Source organism: Nocardia mikamii NBRC 108933 (genome assembly GCF_001613505.1).
GTDB lineage: Bacteria > Actinomycetota > Actinomycetes > Mycobacteriales > Mycobacteriaceae > Nocardia > Nocardia mikamii.
The window spans coordinates 673,311-693,745 of the sequence record NZ_BDCM01000012.1; the positions used below are offsets into that span (position 1 = coordinate 673,311).

The window sequence follows — 20,435 nt, forward strand, 5'->3', positions numbered from 1 at the left end:
GTGCCTGCCCGTGTCTGTTGAAAACCTGAAGAATTCGCTTCCCGAATACGCCAAGGACCTCAAGCTCAACCTGTCGTCCATCGCGCGGTCGACCGTGCTGAACGAACAGCAGCTGTGGGGCACCCTGCTCGCCGCGGCGGCCGCCACCCGGTCGGCCACCACCCTGCGCGAGATCGGCGAGGAGGCCGCCGACACGCTGTCCGCGGAGGCCTACAACGCGGCACTGGGTGCGGCCTCGATCATGGGCATGAACAACGTGTTCTACCGGGGCCGGGCGTTCCTCGAGGGTCGCTACGACGACCTGCGGGCCGGACTGCGCATGCAGATCATCGGCAATCCGGGCGTCGACAAGGCCGATTTCGAGCTGTGGTCGTTCGCGGTGTCGTCGATCAACGGCTGCCAGCACTGCCTGGAGGCCCACGAGCACACGCTGCGTGAGGCCGGTGTGTCGCGCGAGGTGATCTTCGAGGCCCTGCGCGTGGCCGCGATCGTCGCCGGCGTCGGCCAGGCCGTTCAGGCCAGCGAGACCCTGGCCGCCGCCGCGGTCTGACACTCGAAACGCCTCTCTCACGATGCCCCGTCCCGTCCATCGGGGCGGGGCATCGTGGGTGTTGCTACGGGTACGCTGGGACAGCATGAGCCAATGGGAAAGCGACGGCACGCAGGTCGAGGTGGTTCGGGTCTTCACCGACGTCAGCGGCAGGCTCGGTAACCCACTGGGCATCGTGCGCGCGGACGCGGTGACCGAGGTCGATCATCAGTTGCTGGCAGCCCGCATCGGTCACAGCGAGACGGTGGTCCTCGACGATCCGGTATCCGGCCGCACCCGGATGCGCATCTACACCCCGGCGCGGGAGCTGCCGTTCGCGGGACATCCGACGGTCGGGGCGGCATGGTGGCTGGCCGATCAGGGGCATCCCGTGAAGATCATCGACGTCCCCGCCGGTCCCGTCGAAATCCAGATGCTCGACGACGGACTGGTCTGGATTCGTGCCCGCGCCGAGTGGGCACCCGAATTCACGTTCGACGAATTCTCCGATGCCGCCTTTCTCGACACGGTCGACCCCCGCCACTTCACCGACGGCCAGCACTACGTATGGGCCTGGACGAACGAGGCGCGCGGTGCCGTCCACGCGCGAATGTTCGCTCCCGCCTTGGGAATCGCCGAGGACGAGGCGACGGGCGCGGCCGCGATCGCACTCACCGCGAAGCTGCGCCGCAGCCTGATCATCACTCAGGGCGCGGGCTCGCAACTGTTCACCGAATGGGATTCCGACGGCTGGGTGCGCCTGGGCGGGCGGGTCGTGGCCGACCACCCCGTGCTCCTCTGAGGAGACGAGCTCAGGCGACGGCGGCGATCAACATGTACGCGGTGCCGAGGTCCATCACCACGTGCGGGATGGCGCCGATCGCGCCCGGCGCACCGGCTGGATGCGAAATACTGTGCCGCAGTGCGGTTCTCGTCCGCGGGAACAGCAGCAGGAGACCGTCGAGCGCGAACAGGGCGGCCACGATCGCGACGGGCACGACGGGCGGGCCACCCGTCCCGCGCATCTCCGCATGCCCCATACCGTGGTGATGCCCGGCCATCACCCACAGCATCGCCGCGGCCGCGACCAGGTGATAGACCACCGCCGGAAGGCGGAATTCGGCGCCGCCGTCCCCGGATGTGATCCGCCAGTGCGCGATGCGCACGATCGACAGGCCCGCGTACACGACGATCATCGCGATGAGCACCGCGCGGATCGCATCGGGCGCGGCAGCCGCGGGGAACAGCAACATCGCGAGCATGACCAGGCACATCAGCAGATGAGCCGCATCGGATTCGTGCTCGTCGACTCCGATCGGCCACGTCCCCGGCCGTGGTCCACCCGATCCTCCCGGCGCCACCGGCACCGCCACGTGCCGCACGAGGACGATGCCCGCCGCGGCGACGAACGCCACGATCACGCCCCAGCGCAACACCTCGTGCTCGGTCACGAAAGAGCCCACACCCCACCACCTTCCGACGCGCGGCGTGTCCGCCTTCGCACACCATGCTCGCACGGCGAGGCATCGGGCACCGCTGTCCGGGCGGCCGGGGGCATCGAAGAGGCAGCTGACGGGCAGAGCGCGTACTAGCCCAGCGCGCGGCCTATCGCCGCCGCGAGCTCGGCGATCTGCTCGCCGGTGATGACGAACGCGGGCGAGATCTGCAGCGCGCCCTGCCCGGCCGACCGGGTGGAAACCCCTTCGGCGCGGAGCGCTTTCACCATGGCCGGTCCTTCGGACGGATCGGCGAGCTGGACCCCGGCCACCGCGCCCAGCCCACTGCGTACCTGCGCCACGCGGGGATGTCCGGCCAGCGGCGCGAGGTGTTCGTGCAGCAGCGATTCGATGTTCTTGCTGGCGTCGAGCAGATGCTCGCGTTCGATGATGTCGAGATTGGCCATCGCGGCGGCGGCCGATCCGGCGTGGCCACCGTAGGTGTAGCCGTGCCGGAACCACACCCCGCCACCGAAGAACGGTTCGGCCACCCGCGGCGCCACGAAGACCGCGCCCATCGGCAGATAGCCGGAGGTCAGGCCCTTCGCGGTGGTCATCAGATCCGGTTCGAGCCCGAATCGGGTGGAGGCGAACCAGGATCCGCCGATCCGCCCGAAGCCGGTGACGACCTCGTCGGCGACGAACAGGATGTCGTTGTCGCGGCAGAGGCGGCGCACCTCGGTGAGATATCCCTCCGGCGGCAGATACACCCCGCCCGCCCCGATGATCGGCTCGCAGAAGAACGCCGCGATGCGGTCGGCGCCCACCTCGTCGATCAGCGTCCGCAGCGCCTGCGACTGGTCGAATTCCACCGTGCGGGTATCGGCCATCAGCTCGCCGTAGCCTTCGTGATTGACCTCGATGCCGGCCAGCGCCGTTCCGGCGACGTGCATTCCGTGATAGGCCAGCCGGCGGCCGACCAGCAGCGTCTTGTCCGGACGGCCCTGTTCACGCCAGAACCGGCGGGCGAGTTTCGCGGCGGTGTCGACCGAATCGGACCCGCCGGAGGTGAACATGATCTTGCTGCCCGGTACCGGCGCCAGCTCCGACAACCGCTCGGCCAGCCGTTGCGTCACCGGCGCGGTCAGGTCGCCGAAGTTCGAATAGTGGGCCAGCGTCGACAATTGCGCCGCGACCGCGTCGGCGATCTCGCGGCGGCCGTGACCGACGTTGGTGAACCACAGCCCCGCCGTCGCATCGAGATAGCGCCGCCCGGCCTCGTCCCAGATGTAGGCGCCCTCACCGCGGGCGACCACGAAGGCGCCGTCGCGCTCCACCGCGCCCATATCCGCGAACCCGTGCCACAGCGAGCCCATGCTCGGCTCCTCTCCCCGTCGTCCGGTGGCGATGGGAACACCCGATCGCCCGCGCCGTCAGACTACCCGCGCCGCGCCCGAGCGGGCCTGGTCGCCGAACCCCCGCAATCCACCGGCAACTGCGTGATCAGACCGGTACGGGAGCGTCGCGACGGTGGTGCAGCGACCCGAGCCACGCCACCGCGATCGCCAGCAGCGTGATCACCGCGGCCAGCACCACCACCCCGATCAGCAGCGACGGGTAGCCCTGCACTCGCGGATCCAGGAACGGGTAGGGATACCAGTCCACGATCTCGCCGCGGATCAGGCTGTAGCCGCAGTAGACGATCGGATAGACCAGCCACCCGCCGATGAGCGCGGCCGAGACCCGCAGCCGCGCCGACACCAGAATCCAGTCGGCGACCACCACGATCGGCAGCACCCGATGCAGTGTGTCGTTGATCCACTTGTCGGTGAGCATCACATCGACGTTCGCCAGCAGCACCGCGTAGATCACCGCGGTGATCAGCAGATACAGCGTCGCCGCGCCGCGCACCACCTGCCAGCGCCGCGCGGCCGGATCCAGCAGGCCGCCGCCCAGCAGAACCAGGACGCCGGCGATATTGGATTCGATGGTGAAGTAGCTGAGGTAGTTACCGAGGGAGAAGCCCGGCGATCCGTGGTCGCGGAGCGGAATCCACAGCAGTGCAACAATTCCCAGCACGCCGACGGCGATCCGCAGGATCCGGATCCAGATCGGCGTCCCCGCACGGGCCATCATCGTACGATCCTCGCATACCGGTCGGCCGGCGAGGCGATTTCATCACCGGCACCGGGGCCGCGGGCAGACGACGACCTCTGCCACCGGCGTCATCCGGTGACACGAGAAGTTCTCCGGGCCTAGGCCTATCCGATCGGCGAGGTGCGCTGCCTCGTCGCGGCCTCCGCCACCGGCCGGCGCAGCGTGTGCGACGCGGTCGTCGCGACCGCGTGCACGCCCTCGCGAACCAGTGCGGCAATGCCCAGCAGCACCGACACCACGCGCAGTCCACGGACCCACATCGGCGTTCCGGAACCAGCAGTCATGGCCCGATGGTGACATATCCGGCCCCGGCCGGGAACCAAGATCATCCAATAGCAACGATTCGGTTATCTTCACGATTCGGCGTCCCGACCAGCGCGGGAACGGGCCGGACGGCCGGTTTCGCTACGCTGGTCGATGCAATGACCTCGACTGCCACCACCCGCGAGCTGCGCGCTCGCCTGGCCGACCTCTCCCTCCGCGACGAACACCGGCTGCGCCGACGGCTGGACAAGGCCCACGGCAACGACGGTGAGATCGAGCGGCTGGAGCGCGAGATAACCGCCGCGCAGGCCCGTATCGAGTCCCGCCGCGCCGCCGTCCCGGCCATTCGCTATCCCGAACAACTGCCCGTGTCCGCCCATCGCGACGATATCGCCGCCGCGATCGCCGCCCATCAGGTCGTGGTGATCGCCGGGGAGACGGGCTCGGGTAAGACCACGCAGATCCCGAAGATCTGCCTGGAACTCGGGCGCGGGATCCGCGGCACCATCGGGCACACCCAGCCTCGGCGGCTGGCGGCGCGGACGGTGGCCGAACGCATTGCGGCCGAACTCGATACCGAACTCGGCGACGTCGTCGGCTACACCGTGCGCTTCACCGATCAGGCCTCCGATCGCACCCTGATCAAATTGATGACCGACGGCATCCTGCTGGCCGAAATCCAGCGCGATCGGCTGCTGCGCCGCTACGACACGATCATCATCGACGAGGCGCACGAGCGCAGCCTCAACATCGACTTCCTGCTCGGCTACCTGAGGTCGCTGCTGCCGAAGCGTCCGGACCTCAAGGTGATCATCACCTCGGCGACCATCGACCCGGAGCTGTTCGCCCGCCATTTCGCCGATCCGGTCTCCGGGGAGCCCGCGCCGATCGTCGAGGTGTCGGGGCGGTCCTATCCGGTCGAAATCCGGTATCGCCCGCTGGCTCCCGAGATGACCGACACCGACGACGAGGCCGAGTTCGAGGAGGAGCCGGCGCCGCGGCGCGGCCGGCCGAGCGGACGCGCCACCGCCGAGGACGCTCGCGACCAGACCGATGCCATCGGCGACGCGGTGCGCGAACTGCTCGCCGAAGGCGACGGCGACGTGCTGGTCTTCCTGTCCGGCGAACGCGAGATCCGCGACACCGCCGACACCCTGCGCGAGCTGAAACTGCCACGGACCGAGATCGTTCCGCTGTACGCGCGACTGTCCGCGGCCGAACAGCATCGGGTCTTCCAGCCGCACACCGGCCGTCGTGTGGTGCTGGCCACCAACGTCGCCGAGACCTCGCTCACCGTGCCGGGCATCCGCTACGTGGTCGATCCGGGCACCGCGCGCATCTCCCGCTATTCGATGCGCACCAAGGTGCAGCGCCTGCCGATCGAGCCGATCTCACAGGCCTCCGCACGGCAACGGTCCGGGCGCTGCGGACGTGTGGCCGACGGTATCTGCATCCGGCTCTACTCCGAGGAGGACTTCGAGTCCCGCCCGGCGTTCACCGAACCGGAAATCCTGCGCACCAACCTGGCCGCGGTCATCCTGCAGATGACCGCGCTGGGGCTCGGCGACATCGAGAGCTTTCCGTTCGTGGAGGCACCGGACCGGCGGGCGATCCGCGACGGTATCGCGTTGCTGCTGGAACTCGGCGCACTCGGGCGCCCCGGCGAGACGCCCGCGCCCGCACGCGGTGCTCGCCGGCGCCGCGGACGCGGCAGCGACGCCGCCGGGGGTCATGTGCGCGCGCCGGAGAGCGGAGACGAACTCGCACTCACCGCGGTGGGGCGGCAGATGGCCCAGCTCCCGGTCGATCCGCGGATGGCGCGCATGCTCGTCGCCGCCGAGGCCAATGGCTGCCTGTCCGAGGTGCTGGTCATCGTCGCGGCACTGTCGATCCAGGACGTGCGGGAGCGGCCGGCCGAATTCCAGCAGGCCGCCGATACCAAACACGCCCGGTTCACCGTCGAGGGCTCGGATTTCCTCGCCTATCTGCGACTGTGGGACTACCTGCGCGCTCAACGGAAATCGTTGTCGTCCAATCAGTTCCGGCGGCTGTGCCGCGACGAGTTCCTGCACTATCTGCGCATCCGGGAATGGCAGGATCTGCAGGGGCAGCTGCGCACCATCACCAAGAGCCTCGGCTGGTCCGCCGCGGAATCGATCGCCCCGCAACAGAATCCGGAAGCGCTGCCGTGGGACGGCGAGGGGATCCATCGCGCGCTGCTGGCGGGCATGCTGTCGCATATCGGTGTGCGCGAGGCGGAATCGCGGGAGTTCCTCGGCGCCCGCGGCGCGAAGTTCATGATCTTCCCCGGATCGGCCCTGGCGAAGAAGCCGCCGCGCTGGGTGATGGCGGCCGAACTGGTGGAGACTTCGCGGCTGTGGGGCCGGATGGCCGCGCGGATCGAGCCCGAATGGGCCGAACGGCTCGCCGGTGACCTGGTCAAACGCAACTACTCGGAACCGCACTGGTCCTCCCGGCGCGGCGCGGCGATGGCCTATGAGCGGGTCACCCTCTACGGCATTCCGCTGGTCACCCAGCGCCGCGTCGACTTCGGCCGCATCGATGCGCAGCTGTCGCGGGAACTGTTCATCCGGCACGCACTGGTCCAGGGCGAATGGCAGACCCGGCACGGGTTCTTCCACCGCAACCGCGAACTGCTCGACGACGTGGCCGACCTGGAGCATCGGGCGCGCCGGCGCGACATTCTCGTCGACGACCAGGCGCTGTTCGATTTCTACGACCAGCGCATCCCCGCCGACGTGGTGTCGGTGCGGCATTTCGACAGCTGGTGGCGCAAGGCCGAGCGCGAGGACCCGCATCTGCTGGACTTCTCGACCGCCACCGTGGTCAACGCGCAGGCGGCCCAGCTGGATCCGGCCGCCTACCCGGACAGCTGGCGGCAGGGCGAACTGAGTTTCCCGCTTACCTACCAGTTCGAGCCGGGACAGGCCGACGACGGCGTGACCGTGCACATTCCGGTCGCACAGCTGGCCCATGTGCGGGCCGTGGGCTTCGACTGGCTGGTCCCCGGCATGCGTGCGGAACTCGCCGCCGCGCTGATCAAGACCCTGCCGAAACAGCTGCGCCGCAGCGTCGTTCCCGCGCCGGACTTCGCGCGGGCCGCGCTGGCGCGGCTGACCCCCCGCGCCGAACCGCTGCGCACCGGACTGGCCCGCGAGCTGTCGGCGCTGGCGTCGACCACGATCGCGCCGGCCGACCTCGACCCCGGCGCCCTGCCCGATCATCTGCGGATGACGTTCGCCGTCACCGGTCCCGACGGCGCGACCCTCGCCCGAGGCAAGAGTCTCGCCGCCTTGAAAACCCAACTGTCCCAGCAGGTTTCGCAATCGGTGGCGAAGGCGACGAGCGCGGCCGAACGAGCACCGGCGACGGTGTGGACGGCGCAGACGCTGGGTACGGTGCCGCAGACCATCCGGCGTGAGGTCGGCGGACAGACCATCACCGGCTATCCCGCCCTGGTCAGCGAGGGTGACGGGGTGGCCGTGCGAGTGTTGTCGTCGCCGTCGGCACAGCGTGCCGCGATGCGCACCGGCACCAGGGCGCTGCTGCTGCGCGAGATGCCGGCCGCGCAGCGCTCGGTCACCTCGGGACTGTCGGCCGCCGATCGCCTCGCGCTGAGCCAGAACCCGTATGGATCGATGGATGCGCTGCTCGACGACTGCCGCGCCTGCGCGGCCGACGAACTGGTCGCCGCACACGGTGGTCCGGTACGCAGTCCGGAGCAGTTCACCCGGCTCGTCGACCAGGTGCGACCGCAGTTCGCCGGTGCGGTCGCGCGCGTCCTCGCACTGGTTGTCCCGGTGCTGGCGGCCGCACACCGGGTGCGGACCGCCCTGGCCGACACGACCGATCGCGACATCGCCGACGATGTCGCCGGCCAACTCGACGAACTGGTCTTCGCCGGCTTCGTCAGCGAATTCGGCACCACCCGGCTACGCGAGATTCCGCGGTATCTGCACGCCGCCGAGGCACGGCTGCTCGCGCTGCCCGCCTCGGCCGATCGCGACCGTCAAGGCGCGGCCGAACTGGATCGCGTGCACGCCGCGTACGCGCGACTGCTGGACCGTCTTCCCGGCGCGCGTCGCACGGCCGCCGACGTCACCGAGATCTGGTGGATGATCGAGGAACTGCGGGTGAGCCTGTTCGCACAACAGCTGGGCACGCCGTATCCGGTGTCCGCCAAGCGAATCATCAAGGCCATCGACGGAATCGGCGCGGCACCGGCCGGGGCCCGGCCCCGCTGATCAGTCGGCGCCGGCGGCCACCGAACGTCCGGCGCGGTGGCGGCGCAGATCGTCGATCTCGCGTTCGAAATCGTCGGCGGAGCTGAAGGACCGGTACACCGAGGCGAAGCGCAGATAGGCGACCTCGTCGAGATCGCGCAACGGACCGAGGATGGCCAGACCGACCTCGTGGCTCGGCACCTCCGGAGAACCCTTCGCGCGCACCGCATCCTCGACCTGCTGGGCGAGCAGGTTCAGGGCGTCGTCGTCGACCTCACGCCCCTGGCAGGCCCGGCGGACGCCGCGGATCACCTTCTCGCGGCTGAACGGTTCGGTGACACCGCTGCGCTTGACCACCGAGAGGATCGCGGTCTCGACCGTGGTGAAGCGGCGCCCGCACTGCGGACATGCGCGACGGCGCCTGATTGCGCTGCCTTCCTCGGCCTCACGCGAGTCGACCACCCGCGAATCCGGGTGCCGACAGTACGGGCAATGCATCCGGGATCCTTCGTCGATGCCTGCGTCGGTTCGCGACGAGCTGCCTGCCCTCGACCTGTTCCGCCGATACAGCCGCACTCACCACGTATGTCCTGAGCGTCTTTCAGGATACCCGTACGGCGTTCGCCCCGGCCCATGCGGACCCGCGACCGGGGCCGCTCACGCCGTCAGTTGCCACTGGCTCGTCAGGTCGGTGAGCAGATCCGGCAGTCGATTCAGCAATCGTCCGGCAGCGAGATCACCGGCGAACGGGACCGACAGCACCTGGCGGGCGAGCCACGGAGCGGCCTGCATCCGTTCGTAGCACGGCACCAGATCGCCGGTGATGTAGGTCCAGCGCGGGTCGCGGTCGGCCCAGTTGAAGGCGGGCAACGGGGTACGCAGCGTCATCGTGCGCCCGTCCACCTCGGCCGATACGGTGGTCGGCGCGAACACACCCGGTGCGCGAACCCCGGGCACCGCGGGTTTCGCCGCCAGGGTGCTGACGTAGGTCATCACCCGGCCCATGGCCCCGCGCCCCCGTGAGGTGGCATCCCATTGATCGGCGATGATCTGATTCTGTTCGCGATCGGTCATCCGCATCAGCGCGTCGTCGTACCCGGCGACCGTACCCGTGGCGAGTGAGCGCCAGGCCCGCACCGCGTTGTCGTCGAGCACACCGGCGGCGTACATCTCCTCGATCGCGGGCAACCCTCCCGCGATATAGGCCTCGTGCATCGGCACCTGGTCGAGGAAGATGTGCTTCTGCATGATCATCAGCCGGGTCTGGAACCACGCCAGATCCTCGGCGGTGAGTCGCGGACCCTCGGTGGCCAGGAGCCGGATGTCGGCGGGCAGCGCCGCGACGAGCTGCGGCGGTGTGGCCCGCAGCAGATCCGCGACCGCGCCGCCGAGCTGGTGGATACCGGGCACGCTGAGAATCGTTGCCACATCGCTCATATCGAAGAATCCCGAGGCGAACGATCCGCCGGCCAGTCCGGCCAGCCCTGTCCAGTAGAACTCCGGATGGGCGGTCGTCAGCCGGAGGTAGTTCACGTAGACCTGGGTGAAGGTGCGCGAATTCGGGGCCACCCCGCGGATCGGATCCCACGCGGCCAGGTCGATATCGGCATCGGCGGTGGCCACCGTCAGCCAATACTGGTGTAGCAGTGCCGCATACCGCCGTGGTGCGATCCCGTCGGCGCGGGCCTGCTCGAGCGCCGCGGCCAGCGTCGAACTATCCAGAGGCAGGTCGGGATTCAGGCCGCCTGCGCTCTCCCCCGCCCCGTTCACCACCGGAATGTCCAGATATGCGGTGTATCCCGGCTCTGCGCGCACCGCGGGTGCCGCGGCACAGGCGATCACGAAACAGATGAGCAGTGCGGCCGTGCACGCGAACCGTCGCGGCAGCGCTCGATGGAGGGTGTGCACCATGATGCCTCGTCCTCGAAATCCGTTGGCGGAGAATGTAGCCCCGATCACATTCCGAGCAGAATAGCAACATGTTTCAGTTGTGGATCAATAAATCCGGCCACGCGATTACGCGCCCCGGGAGCCCTCGACCACGACTTATCGCGATGCCGGAACCACGAGAGTGCGCCCGGCGGCCACTTCGGTGCCACGCAGTCCGTTCAACTCCACGATGCGGGCCACCGTGTCGCGGACCGCATCCCCCGGCGCCACCCGCTGCGCGAGGTCGGACAGCGACTCGCCGGGCTGCACCTGAACCGTCTGCGTGGATGCCGGGCCGCCCGCATCACGCAACTGCGCCACCCCCAGAAGCCCGCAGACCGCCGCCGCGGTGAGCAGTGCGGTCGCAGCCAGGGTGGCCAGCCCGATACGGGCCTGTTCCACCCGCCGGAGCGGATGCGGCCCGCGGGCGGGCGCGGCAACCGGTACCCGGTCGTAGCCCGCCACGACATGCGGGCGATGCGGACCCCGAGGACGCCGGAGGTCGGCCCGGCGGTGGCGCCGAACCGGCCGCACGGTGTGGACAGGAGAATCGCCGGACGAACCGGCCCGGACGCCGATCGTGCTGAATTCATCGACCGCGGTACGCATCTGACGACCTCCATGAATGCTGTGACGAGTGTGCTGGGTGGATGGATCACAGGGGTATGAGAGTTGTGGCGTATTCGCTCATCTGTTCGAAGAACTGATGTTCGAATTCTTACCACGCGGGGCCGACAAAGTCACCAGCCACGCCGACATGCGTCGAACAGATGTTTGAAACCTGGGCGCGGGCGGACTACATTCGAAGCACGCGATCCGGCGGCGCCGGCAGAACCCGGTGCCGGCAGAACCCGACAGACACGCCCCGGCAGACAGACGAACGGAGGACGGCGAGCGTGAGCGAACGTACGGTGGTCGGACACGAGGAGGCGGCCGGCAACGGCACGGTCTCCCCCGGCGGCGCCCAGGCGTCGGCCGGTGACACCGAAACCCCCGGCAACGGAGCGGATCTCACCGTCCGCCAGCGCAAGGTACTCGAGGTCATCCGGACCTCGGTGAACGAACGCGGCTATCCCCCGAGCATCCGCGAGATCGGCGACGCGGTCGGACTCACCTCCACCTCCTCGGTCGCGCATCAGCTACGCGCGCTCGAGCGCAAGGGCTATCTGCGCCGCGATCCCAATCGTCCCCGCGCGGTCGATGTCCGCGGCCTGGACGAGACCGCCGTGCGGGCGGCCGGTGCCGCGCCGGTACTGCGCGCGGTGGCGACCGAAACCTCCGACGCGACCCCGGCGCCCACCTACGTGCCGGTGCTGGGCCGCATCGCCGCCGGCGGGCCGATCCTCGCCGAACAGGCGGTCGAGGACGTGTTCCCGCTGCCGCGCGAACTGGTCGGCGAGGGTTCGCTGTTCCTGCTGAAGGTCGTCGGCGAATCGATGGTCGACGCGGCGATCTGCGACGGCGACTGGGTGGTGGTCCGCCAGCAGAACGTCGCCGACAACGGCGATATCGTCGCCGCGATGATCGAGGGCGAGGCGACGGTCAAGACGTTCAAGCGCACCGGCGATCAGGTGTGGCTGATGCCGCACAACCCGCTGTTCGATCCGATCGACGGTAACGACGCCCAGATCCTGGGCAAGGTCGTCACGGTGATCCGCAAGATCTGAGGGCGGTAGCTCGTCCGGTAGGCATCGTCGGCTGCCGCCCGGACGGGCGAATCCGTCAGCGCCGGAAGCGGTCGCGCAGCACGGGATCGTTCTCCCACCACAGTCCGCTCTGGACCGGCGCCTCCGCATGCGCCGTCGTCGCGGCGGCGGGTGCGGCCGAGGTCCGCGCCGCCTCGCTCACCGGCAGTGCCGAAAGTTCCTCGGCCGCGTCGAGTTCGGCGTCCATCCGCGCGGCGTTGCGGCGTTCGTCGGCCGCCCACGACCGCATCAGGGTGAGCAGATAGGGCAGGCCGAGCACGTCGCCGAGCACCCAGATGATGCCCGCGCCGATGATCTGGTCCATCCGCAGATCCGGGCCCCACGTCCGGCCCACTTCGGTGTAGTAGTCCATCGCCACCAGCGGCCCGAACCACAGCACCAGCCCCAGCACTCCGTCTGCCAGTGATTCGAACACCGTGATCAGCAACGAGACCGCCTGCGAATAGCGGTGCGGAACGGGATCGGTCTGCAGCCGCGAATAGAAGTACAGGAATCCGACGGCCACCAGCAGCAGTCGGGTCAGCGCGTCGACCACACCGTGCCGCAGCACCGCTTCGAACCACGGGGTCAGTATCAGCAGCCACGGGGTGGCCAGGATGGCGAGCGACGGGACCAGCGGATAGGTCACCAGGCGAGCCGGCGCCGAGGCGAGGACACGGTCCAGCCACTCGCGTCCCACCGGGCCGAGGGCATCGCGCAGCACCGTCAGCGGGCGACCGGTCGCCAGGCCGAACGGCACCACATAGAGCAGCAGCAGTATCTGCAGCGCGCGCATCCAGAACAGGGTGCCGGAGTACACGCCGATCACGCTGATGCCGGTCAGCAACCACACTCCGAGGCCGACCGCGCCGAACGCCCAACTGCGTCCCGCCGACTCGGTACTCCCGCGCCGATCGGCGCGCCGGCGCGCCAGGCCGTAGCCGAGCCCCAGCGCGGCGGTCACCACGATCGTCGAGGTGTCCCAGCGCCATTCCTCGACGACGGACTGCACGGTCAGCGGCGCGTCGATCCATCCCACGGCCGTCAGTATCCACCCGGGGTCCGGGAGCGTTTGCGCCGGTCCGGCGGGGTGTCCGGTTAGTTCTGATTACCGGATTCTTGGGTCTGCGCGACATCCGGTGAGCGGTGCGCCGGGCCGTGCGACTGGGCGCAATGGCCGCTCGGCACGGCGCCGAGTTCGATCAGTTCGGGTTGGGCGTGATCGACCTGCAGTGTGGCGTGCTCGATGTGATGGTCGGCGGCCAGCCACCGCGCCAGATCCTGGCGCACCGCATGGCAGTCGCGGCCGGGCTCGACGAGCACGTGCGCCGAGAGCGCCGGGGACCCGGAGGTGATCTCCCAGATGTGCAGATCGTGCACCTCGACGACACCGTCACGGGCGGCCATGCCGACGCCCACCGCCGCCGGATCGATATCGGCCGGGGCGGCCTCGAGGAAGATCCGGCTCGACGCACGGACCAAGCCGACACCCGCCTTCACCATCAGCGCGACCACCACCAGCGTCGCGATCGCGTCGGCGCGTTCGAAGCCGGTGAGGATGATGACCACCCCGGCCACCGCGGTCGCCAGGAAGGCGTAGAGATCGGTGAGGATGTGCTGGAACGCCCCCTCGACATTCAGGCTGCTGCGATTGGCCCGCGAAATCATCCAGGTGGCAGCGAGATTCACCACCACACCCACCAGCGCGGTCGCGAGCACCAGTCCACCGGTGACCGAGGGGGGCTGGATCAGGCGGCGGATCGCCTCGTAGAGCAGCCAGGCCGACAGGACCAGCAGCGTCAGGCCGTTGGCTTGCGCGGACAGGATTTCCACTCGCTTCCAGCCGAAGGTCATCCGCCCGGCCGGCGGCCGCGCCGCGAGGCGAATCGCCCACAGTGCCAATGCGATCGAGGCCGCGTCGGTGAGCATGTGCGCGGCATCCGACAGCAGGGCCAGCGAACCGGCCACCACACCCACGACCACCTCGCCGAGGAGGAAGACCACGATGACCGCGAGCGCCCCGGCCAGCCAGCGCCGATCGCTGTCGGGAGTGGCGTGCGCATGACTGTGCGCGTGCCCGTGGCCCGAGCCGTGTGTATGTCCGGCACTCATGCTCCGTACTCCTCTCCGTCGCTACCGCTCGTCATCATATGCATACATCACTATGTGTGCAATATCCCCTGCTCGCACCCGCCGCGGCGGTCGGCAGCCGGGTACCCGCACGCCGATCCCTTTATCCGAACCCGGCCATCCGAACTCCCGGGCAGTGTCCGAAGACCGCGAGCATTCCGATAACTTTTGCAGGCCGCGCACTAAATGCGTCTCGCCGATTCTTTTCTCATTCCGGGAACATTCACGATCGAAACCGCCCGAATAGCACCGGATTCACTACGACCGGTCGCAATACGGTACGGTATACACAATCCCAGTTGCTCCGTGTCAGTGCGAAAGGGCTCGATCATGGCCAAGAAAGTCACCGTCACACTCATCGATGATTACGACGGGAAGTCCAAAGCGGATGAGACCGTGCAGTTCTCGATCGACGGTGTGGCGTATGAAATCGACCTGTCGACATTGAATGCCGGGAAGCTGCGCGGGGCACTCGAACCCTGGACGGAAAAGTCCCGCAAGGTCGGCCGCCTGAAGTCCGGCGGCGGCACCCGCACCAAGTCCGCGGCCGATCGCGAGCAGACGGTGGCGATCCGGGAATGGGCCAAGAAACACGGCTATAACGTCTCCGCGCGCGGCCGCATTTCTTCCGAGGTTGTCGCCGCCTATCACAAAGCGAGCAAGTAGCCGGCATCCGATCTTTCGACCGAGATCGCACGTACGCTACGCACCCAGCGGGCCCGCAGCATCACGTCACAGCCGTGATCTTGCGGGCCCGCTCGGCGCGGTAATCTGGTTCTCTGGTTCGGCGCCGCGCCGTACTCACAAGTCGCTGGGAGTAGTTCCGAGGCGGGGTGGTGTGCATGACAGGGGAAACCGGGATCGGTGAACTGGCCCGACGATGGCGCATCGCGATCGCCGACACCGGCTTCGTTCCCATGTCCATGCGCGAACTGGAGCAACTGCTGGCGGGTCTGCTCGAGCAGTTCGTCGCGATTGTCGGGGCCGAACCGTTCGACGCCGCCGCCGCGGCCACGATCGGCGCCGCCCTGGTACGCGCCAACCTCACCGATCCGCAGGTCATGCCCCGCTCTGCCCGGGCGCTGACACCACTGGCCACCACCGTGTTCCCGCCGGGCGATCGAGTGCTCGCGGTTCTGGGCGAGATGGCCCGCGGATATACCGAGGAGTTACTCGCCACCCGGGCGCGGCATCAGGAAATGTTGCACTCGGCGATGGCCGACGCCCGCAATGCCGCCGAGGCGCGATTCCGGGTGGTATTCGACAATGCCGCCATCGCCATCGGCATCGGTGACGCCGAGGGCCGGGTGGTCGACGTGAATCCCGCGATGGCCGCGATGCTCGGCGTCAGCCGCGAGTATCTGCTCGAACGCGGGGTCACCGATCTGATACATCCGGACGACCGCGTGGAATTGCGGCGCCGCGTACTGGGCGAGCTTTTGCACGCCGGCTCGGGCACGGTCCGGATGGAATTGCGCTATCCACGTCCCGAGGGCGTCGACGGCTGGGCCACGTGGGCGATCACCCTGGTGCCGGCGACCGGCGGACGGGCAGCGTATCTGCTGGTGGTCGGCGAGGACACCACGCAGCGGCGGGAATTGCAGGCCGAATTGCATCGCCAGGCCCGGCTGGACCCGCTGACCGGCCTGCCCAATCGGCGGCAACTGGTCGAAGCGCTCTCGGCCATCATCGCCGACGCCGGGGCCGAAGACTGCATCGGCTTGTGTTTCATCGACCTCGACGGATTCAAATCGGTCAACGACACCTACGGCCACGGAGTCGGTGATCGGCTGCTCGCGGCCGTCGCGGAGCGGCTCTCGGCGGCGGTACCGGCGATCATGCTGGCGCGGGTGGGCGGCGACGAGTTCGTCGGGCTGGTCCGGCCGACCTGCGACACCGAGCACATCGCCGCGGTGGCCCAGCGCCTGCTCGACGCGCTGGCCGAACCCATCCCCGTCGACAATCACGACCTGATGATCTCGGCGTGCATCGGCGCGATCGTCACCCCTGTCACCGGCACCGACGCCGAGCGGCTGCTCGACGCCGCCGACGCCGGGCTGTACCGCGCGAAGGCCAGCGGACGCAACCGCTGGGTCCTTCATGCAGCTGATGTCGCCGCCCGGGTGCGCGGCCTAGGATGAGCGGCGTGCAACCTCTGTTACCCGACTGGGCGGCCGACGACATCGACCCCCGGATTCCCAGCCCGGCGCGAGTGTACGACTATCTGCTGGGAGGATTCGCCAATTTCGAGGTGGATCGGTCGGTCGCGGCGCAAATGATCGAGGTCATTCCCGAAGTTCCGCGCACGGCCCGTGCCAACCGCGCATTTTTGCAGCGTGCGGTCGGTTTTCTCGCCGAGGCGGGTATCGACCAATTCCTCGATCTGGGTTCCGGAATTCCGACGGCGGGCAACGTGCACGAGATCGCGCAGCGCGTCGTCCCGGGTGCGCGGGTGGTCTATGTCGATATCGATCCGGTCGCGGTGACGATGAGCCGCAAGCTGCTGGCGGACAATCCGAACGCGACCGCGGTACACGGGGATTTCACCGATATCGACGGGGTACTCGAGCATCCGCAGGTCCGGGAGCTGCTGGATTTCGATCGGCCGGTCGCCGTCCTGCTGGTATCGATGTTGCATTTCGTGGCCGACGACGACCTGGCCGCGACGGTATTCGAGCGCCTGCGCGCCACCATCGCTTCCGGCAGTTATCTGGCGCTGTCACATCTGACCAGTGAGGGTCCGCCCGAGCAGATGGACCGCATGCTCGCGGTGACCGAACGCGTCACCGGCCGCGGTGACCGGCTGCGCACCCGCGCCGAGATCATGGAACTGCTCGGCGATCTGGTCCTGGTCGAACCCGGCCTGGAATATCTGGCCCGGTGGCGGCCGGATCCGGACGAGCCGCTGGCGGAGGTCCGGCCCCTCGACGGCTACGCGGGTGTCGCCCGCAAGCCCTGATTCGAGCCGCTACCCGGCGAGCGCCCGCGCGAAACCGGGCCACGCCTCGTGCAGGGACCGCTCCCAACACGGCCAGTCGTGCAGGCGTCGATCGTCGCCGCGGCGACGCCGGTCGACAGCGCCGCCACGACCGCCGGCGCCAGGCACAGCATCGCCGGGCGGTACCACGACCCGAATCGCCTGCTCATCGAGCTCACCCATCGTTCCGGGATGCGACGCACATCACGCCCTGGACAATCGCCAGCGAACTCACAACCGCGGCCCCGGGCGCGCCGGGAATTGTCACAAGGCATCTTCTGCGCGAAGTCGATCCCGGTTACAAAGGAATTCCCGCCGGTGCGCTCGAGGAACCGGCCCGCGAGAAGTGTAAGAAGTTGGCTACCGAGGTTTTCGACACCGCCGTCGAGCTGCCGGTCGAGCGCAGTGCCGTCTGGAAGCTGCTCGTCGACCCGCAGCTGTATCCGCGCATCTTCACCGGGATCGGCGCCTGTGAACGGATCGAGACCGTCGCCGGCGCGCCGCTGTGGCAGCTGCGCATCGGCACCGCCGACACCGAGATCCGGACCCTGTCGCTGACGGTGCGGGTGGGCCCGCGCGGGGAAGCTTTCGAATTGCACTGCGCGGCGACCGGGAGTTTCGCCTCCGTGCGGCTACGCGATATCGAGGGCGGCACCCGGGCGGTGATCACCTGTTTCGCCGCCGGCCGGATACATCCGGTCGCCGCGCGCGTCTCGACGGCCGGCGCGCAGGCCTGGCTGGACGCCGGGCTGCGAAGACTGCGCGAATTGGTCACGGCCGCACCGACTTCGGTCGTGGTCAACCGCGAGAACACGCCCCTGCGACGGCACGCGGATGTGGCGCGCCACATCCTCGGCACGGGCGTGGTGCGTACCGCGCGGCCGGACCGCAGTGTCGGGCAGCTGCGCGGACTCGCGCGGTGGGGTTTCAATCTCGCCGGCGGCTACGCCGCCGCGGCCGCGCACTCCCCCACTCGGATCGCCGTCGTCGACGATCGGCGCAGCCGCACCTTCGCCGACATCGACCGGCGCAGTACCGCACTGGCCGGTGGGATGGCCGGACTGGGCCTGCGCACCGGCGATGCGATCGGCCTGCTCGCCCGCAATCACGCCGGCATGGTCGAAACCATGGTCGCGGCGGGCAAACTCGGCGTGGATACGATCCTGCTGAACGCGGGTCTGTCGGCGCGGCGCATCGAGGAAATCGTGCAGCGGCACCGGCTGGCACACGTCTTCGTCGACGCCGAACTGGAAGAACTGATCCACTACCTGCACTCCGACATCGTCCGCATCGCCACCGACGACGGCGCACCCGGCCGCACCACCATCGAGGACCTGATCAGCCAGGGCGACAACGGTTTCGACAAGCCGGCGCGGCCGGGCCGATTGATCGTGCTGACCTCCGGAACCAGCGGCACCCCCAAGGGCGCGCGCCGCCCGCACGCCAAGGGGTTCGCCACCGTCGCGGCCCTGCTGTCGCGTATCCCGTTGCGGATGAACGACACCATGCTGATTCCGGCGCCGCTGTTCCACACCTGGGGTCTGGCCGCATTGCAGTTGAGTACCGCGCTGCGCGCCACCGTCGTCCTGCCGGAGCAGTTCGATGCCCGCGACACCCTGCGCCGGATCGCCGAGAACCGGGTCGGCACAGTGATTCTGGTGCCGACCATGGTGCAGCGGATCCTGGATCTGCCGACCCATGTGCGGGCTCGCTACGACACCTCCAGCCTCCGTATCGCGGCCAGTTGCGGCGCCCCGCTGGCCGGTGCCACGGTGCTGCGGTTCGCCGACAACTACGGCGATGTGCTCTACAACATCTACGGCTCCACGGAGGTGTCGTGGGCGACCATCGCCACCCCCGAGGATCTGCGGACCGCGCCGACCACGGCCGGACGGCCGCCGCTCGGCACGAAAATCGCTGTGCTGGGCCCGGATCGGAAGCCCGTGCCGATCGGCGCTACCGGACGCATCTACGTGGGCAACCACATGCTGTTCGACGGATATGTCAATTCGGCGCCGCCGGACGAGACCGACGGCATGCTCGATACCGGCGACCTGGGGTACCTGGACGCCGACGGCCGGCTGTTCATCGCCGGCCGCGACGACGAGATGATCATCTCGGGCGGTGAGAACGTCTTCCCGCGGCCGGTGGAGGAGGCACTGTCGCATCTGCCGCAGATCGCCGACGTGGCCGTGGTCGGCGTGCCGGACCACGAATTCGGTCAGCGGCTGGCCGCGTTCATCGTCAAGCGGGAGGGTTCGGGCCTGGACCCGGACATGATCCGCACCTACGTCCGCAACCGGCTGAGCCGGTTCTCGGTGCCGCGCGATGTCACCTTCCTGTCGGCACTGCCGCGCGGCGAAACCGGCAAGGTGCTCAAACGCCTGCTGATCGGCGGGAATGCCGAACTGACCGGCCCGTTTCATCCGGCGGCCGAGTTGTGACCGCTCACCAGGCCACGCCCGGGCGGCCTCCTCATTTGTCACGAGGATGGACGAAAGACATCCATCGGGGTCTCGTTACGGTTACGTTATAAAGGCAGCGCAGTAAACGGGCGGGGGAAGGAAGTTTTCGCCAATGTCTGTTGCCACGCCGGGTTCTGCCGCCTCGCCGGGATCCACCACGTCCCGGGAGCCTCTCGCGGCCCCGGGCGCTTCCGGCGACGCCACCGCCACCTCGACACGCCCCGGTCTGACCATGTCCGGTCAATTGCTGTCGTCGCCGTTGAAGGATGTGTGGTCGCTGTCGCGGCACATGGTCGGCCACTTCGTCGAAAACGTCGCCCCCTGCGGCACCCTGCCCGGCGACGCCATCCACGGCGACATCACCACCATCACCCGCACCTGCCTCGAACTCGCCATCAGCCTCCTCGACGGCCGCGACATCCCCGAAAAAACCGAACGCCTCAAAGACGCCGCCGCCGCCTGGGCCCGCGAAGGCGTCCCCATCGACACCATCCACCACGCCATCCACGAAGGCTTCAAAATCGGCTTCGACCTCGTCGTCACCAACGCCACCACCAAAACCCGCACCACCAACAACGGCAACGCCGGCAACGGTGCAGGCACCAGCACCGGCACCGGC

17 protein-coding genes and 1 pseudogene are annotated in these 20,435 nt (G+C 68.7%); 9 read left to right on the plus strand and 9 right to left on the minus strand.

Features of this window, described 5'->3' with window-relative positions; genetic code table 11:
• The first annotated feature begins 10 nt into the window (after positions 1 to 10).
• Positions 11 to 550, plus strand: a complete 540-nt coding sequence (gene ahpD / locus NMI01S_RS17990; protein ID WP_036503144.1) for an alkylhydroperoxidase, AhpD family — start codon at positions 11 to 13, stop codon at positions 548 to 550.
• Between the two features lie 85 nt (positions 551 to 635).
• Positions 636 to 1,331: a PhzF family phenazine biosynthesis protein gene (locus tag NMI01S_RS17995; protein ID WP_062998565.1), complete on the plus strand. Its 696-nt coding sequence runs from the start codon at positions 636 to 638 to the stop codon at positions 1,329 to 1,331.
• 10 nt (positions 1,332 to 1,341) lie between these two features.
• On the opposite strand, the gene NMI01S_RS18000 is transcribed toward NMI01S_RS17995, so the two are convergent.
• From NMI01S_RS18000 to NMI01S_RS34935, 4 genes are all read right to left on the minus strand, one after another.
• Positions 1,342 to 1,992 (minus strand): DUF5134 domain-containing protein, encoded by a 651-nt coding sequence (locus tag NMI01S_RS18000; protein ID WP_157126234.1) that lies wholly within the window; start codon positions 1,990 to 1,992, stop codon positions 1,342 to 1,344.
• A gap of 125 nt (positions 1,993 to 2,117) precedes the next feature.
• Positions 2,118 to 3,341, minus strand: a complete 1,224-nt coding sequence (locus tag NMI01S_RS18005; protein WP_062998569.1) for an aminotransferase family protein — start codon at positions 3,339 to 3,341, stop codon at positions 2,118 to 2,120.
• 127 nt (positions 3,342 to 3,468) lie between these two features.
• Complete coding sequence (locus tag NMI01S_RS18010; RefSeq protein WP_157126235.1) at positions 3,469 to 4,101, minus strand: Pr6Pr family membrane protein; 633 nt, start codon at positions 4,099 to 4,101, stop codon at positions 3,469 to 3,471.
• Positions 4,102 to 4,226: 125 nt separating this feature from the next.
• Positions 4,227 to 4,406, minus strand: coding sequence for a hypothetical protein (locus NMI01S_RS34935; RefSeq protein ID WP_157126236.1), 180 nt, complete (start codon positions 4,404 to 4,406; stop codon positions 4,227 to 4,229).
• Between the two features lie 138 nt (positions 4,407 to 4,544).
• Between NMI01S_RS34935 and hrpA the strand changes: the two genes are divergently transcribed.
• On the plus strand, positions 4,545 to 8,651 hold the full coding sequence (gene hrpA, locus NMI01S_RS18015; RefSeq protein ID WP_062998571.1) for an ATP-dependent RNA helicase HrpA: 4,107 nt from the start codon (positions 4,545 to 4,547) through the stop codon (positions 8,649 to 8,651).
• Here the strand turns inward: hrpA and nrdR are convergent, their stop codons facing one another.
• The 3 genes from nrdR to NMI01S_RS35345 form a co-directional block, all read right to left on the minus strand.
• Entirely contained in the window at positions 8,652 to 9,128 is a 477-nt protein-coding gene (gene nrdR / locus NMI01S_RS18020; protein WP_062998573.1) for a transcriptional regulator NrdR, read from the minus strand.
• A 159-nt stretch (positions 9,129 to 9,287) separates the two neighbouring features.
• On the minus strand, positions 9,288 to 10,541 hold the full coding sequence (locus tag NMI01S_RS18025; protein ID WP_062998575.1) for a hypothetical protein: 1,254 nt from the start codon (positions 10,539 to 10,541) through the stop codon (positions 9,288 to 9,290).
• Between the two features lie 135 nt (positions 10,542 to 10,676).
• Positions 10,677 to 10,961, minus strand: a complete 285-nt coding sequence (locus NMI01S_RS35345; protein ID WP_167669915.1) for a LysM peptidoglycan-binding domain-containing protein — start codon at positions 10,959 to 10,961, stop codon at positions 10,677 to 10,679.
• A gap of 608 nt (positions 10,962 to 11,569) precedes the next feature.
• Here NMI01S_RS35345 and lexA point away from each other — a divergent pair.
• Positions 11,570 to 12,226, plus strand: a pseudogene (lexA, locus tag NMI01S_RS18035) (transcriptional repressor LexA); the annotation flags it as partial.
• 55 nt (positions 12,227 to 12,281) lie between these two features.
• Here the strand turns inward: lexA and NMI01S_RS18040 are convergent.
• Together NMI01S_RS18040 and NMI01S_RS18045 are read right to left on the minus strand one after the other, a co-directional pair.
• Positions 12,282 to 13,274, minus strand: coding sequence for a cytochrome c oxidase assembly protein (locus NMI01S_RS18040; protein ID WP_157126250.1), 993 nt, complete (start codon positions 13,272 to 13,274; stop codon positions 12,282 to 12,284).
• A gap of 68 nt (positions 13,275 to 13,342) precedes the next feature.
• Positions 13,343 to 14,356, minus strand: a complete 1,014-nt coding sequence (locus NMI01S_RS18045) for a cation diffusion facilitator family transporter (protein ID WP_062998581.1) — start codon at positions 14,354 to 14,356, stop codon at positions 13,343 to 13,345.
• Positions 14,357 to 14,704: 348 nt separating this feature from the next.
• On the opposite strand from NMI01S_RS18045, the gene NMI01S_RS18050 reads away from it, so the two are divergent.
• The 5 genes from NMI01S_RS18050 to NMI01S_RS18075 all read left to right on the plus strand — a co-directional run.
• Complete coding sequence (locus NMI01S_RS18050) at positions 14,705 to 15,040, plus strand: histone-like nucleoid-structuring protein Lsr2 (protein WP_036503185.1); 336 nt, start codon at positions 14,705 to 14,707, stop codon at positions 15,038 to 15,040.
• A 176-nt stretch (positions 15,041 to 15,216) separates the two neighbouring features.
• Complete coding sequence (locus NMI01S_RS18055) at positions 15,217 to 16,515, plus strand: diguanylate cyclase domain-containing protein (protein WP_062998583.1); 1,299 nt, start codon at positions 15,217 to 15,219, stop codon at positions 16,513 to 16,515.
• A 5-nt stretch (positions 16,516 to 16,520) separates the two neighbouring features.
• On the plus strand, positions 16,521 to 17,333 hold the full coding sequence (locus NMI01S_RS18060) for an SAM-dependent methyltransferase (RefSeq protein ID WP_167669916.1): 813 nt from the start codon (positions 16,521 to 16,523) through the stop codon (positions 17,331 to 17,333).
• A 374-nt stretch (positions 17,334 to 17,707) separates the two neighbouring features.
• The gene (locus NMI01S_RS18070; protein ID WP_062998589.1) at positions 17,708 to 19,795 is read left to right on the plus strand and encodes an AMP-binding protein; all 2,088 of its coding nucleotides are present in this window, start codon (positions 17,708 to 17,710) and stop codon (positions 19,793 to 19,795) included.
• 253 nt (positions 19,796 to 20,048) lie between these two features.
• Positions 20,049 to 20,435 (plus strand): RsbRD N-terminal domain-containing protein (locus NMI01S_RS18075; protein WP_501193597.1); only part of this gene is annotated, 387 nt, incomplete at its 3' end.

What these genes read in the sequence shown, in the direction of transcription:
- NMI01S_RS18045 (WP_062998581.1), bottom strand. Translation starts at nt 14,356, where the DNA reads ATGAGTGCCGGACATACACACGGCTCGGGCCACGGGCACGCGCACAGT.
- NMI01S_RS17995 (WP_062998565.1), top strand. Translation starts at nt 636, where the DNA reads ATGAGCCAATGGGAAAGCGACGGCACGCAGGTCGAGGTGGTTCGGGTC.
- NMI01S_RS18005 (WP_062998569.1), bottom strand. Translation starts at nt 3,341, where the DNA reads ATGGGCTCGCTGTGGCACGGGTTCGCGGATATGGGCGCGGTGGAGCGC.
- NMI01S_RS18050 (WP_036503185.1), top strand. Translation starts at nt 14,705, where the DNA reads ATGGCCAAGAAAGTCACCGTCACACTCATCGATGATTACGACGGGAAG.
- hrpA (WP_062998571.1), top strand. Translation starts at nt 4,545, where the DNA reads ATGACCTCGACTGCCACCACCCGCGAGCTGCGCGCTCGCCTGGCCGAC.
- NMI01S_RS18010 (WP_157126235.1), bottom strand. Translation starts at nt 4,101, where the DNA reads ATGATGGCCCGTGCGGGGACGCCGATCTGGATCCGGATCCTGCGGATC.
- NMI01S_RS34935 (WP_157126236.1), bottom strand. Translation starts at nt 4,406, where the DNA reads ATGACTGCTGGTTCCGGAACGCCGATGTGGGTCCGTGGACTGCGCGTG.
- nrdR (WP_062998573.1), bottom strand. Translation starts at nt 9,128, where the DNA reads ATGCATTGCCCGTACTGTCGGCACCCGGATTCGCGGGTGGTCGACTCG.
- NMI01S_RS18025 (WP_062998575.1), bottom strand. Translation starts at nt 10,541, where the DNA reads ATGGTGCACACCCTCCATCGAGCGCTGCCGCGACGGTTCGCGTGCACG.
- NMI01S_RS18055 (WP_062998583.1), top strand. Translation starts at nt 15,217, where the DNA reads ATGACAGGGGAAACCGGGATCGGTGAACTGGCCCGACGATGGCGCATC.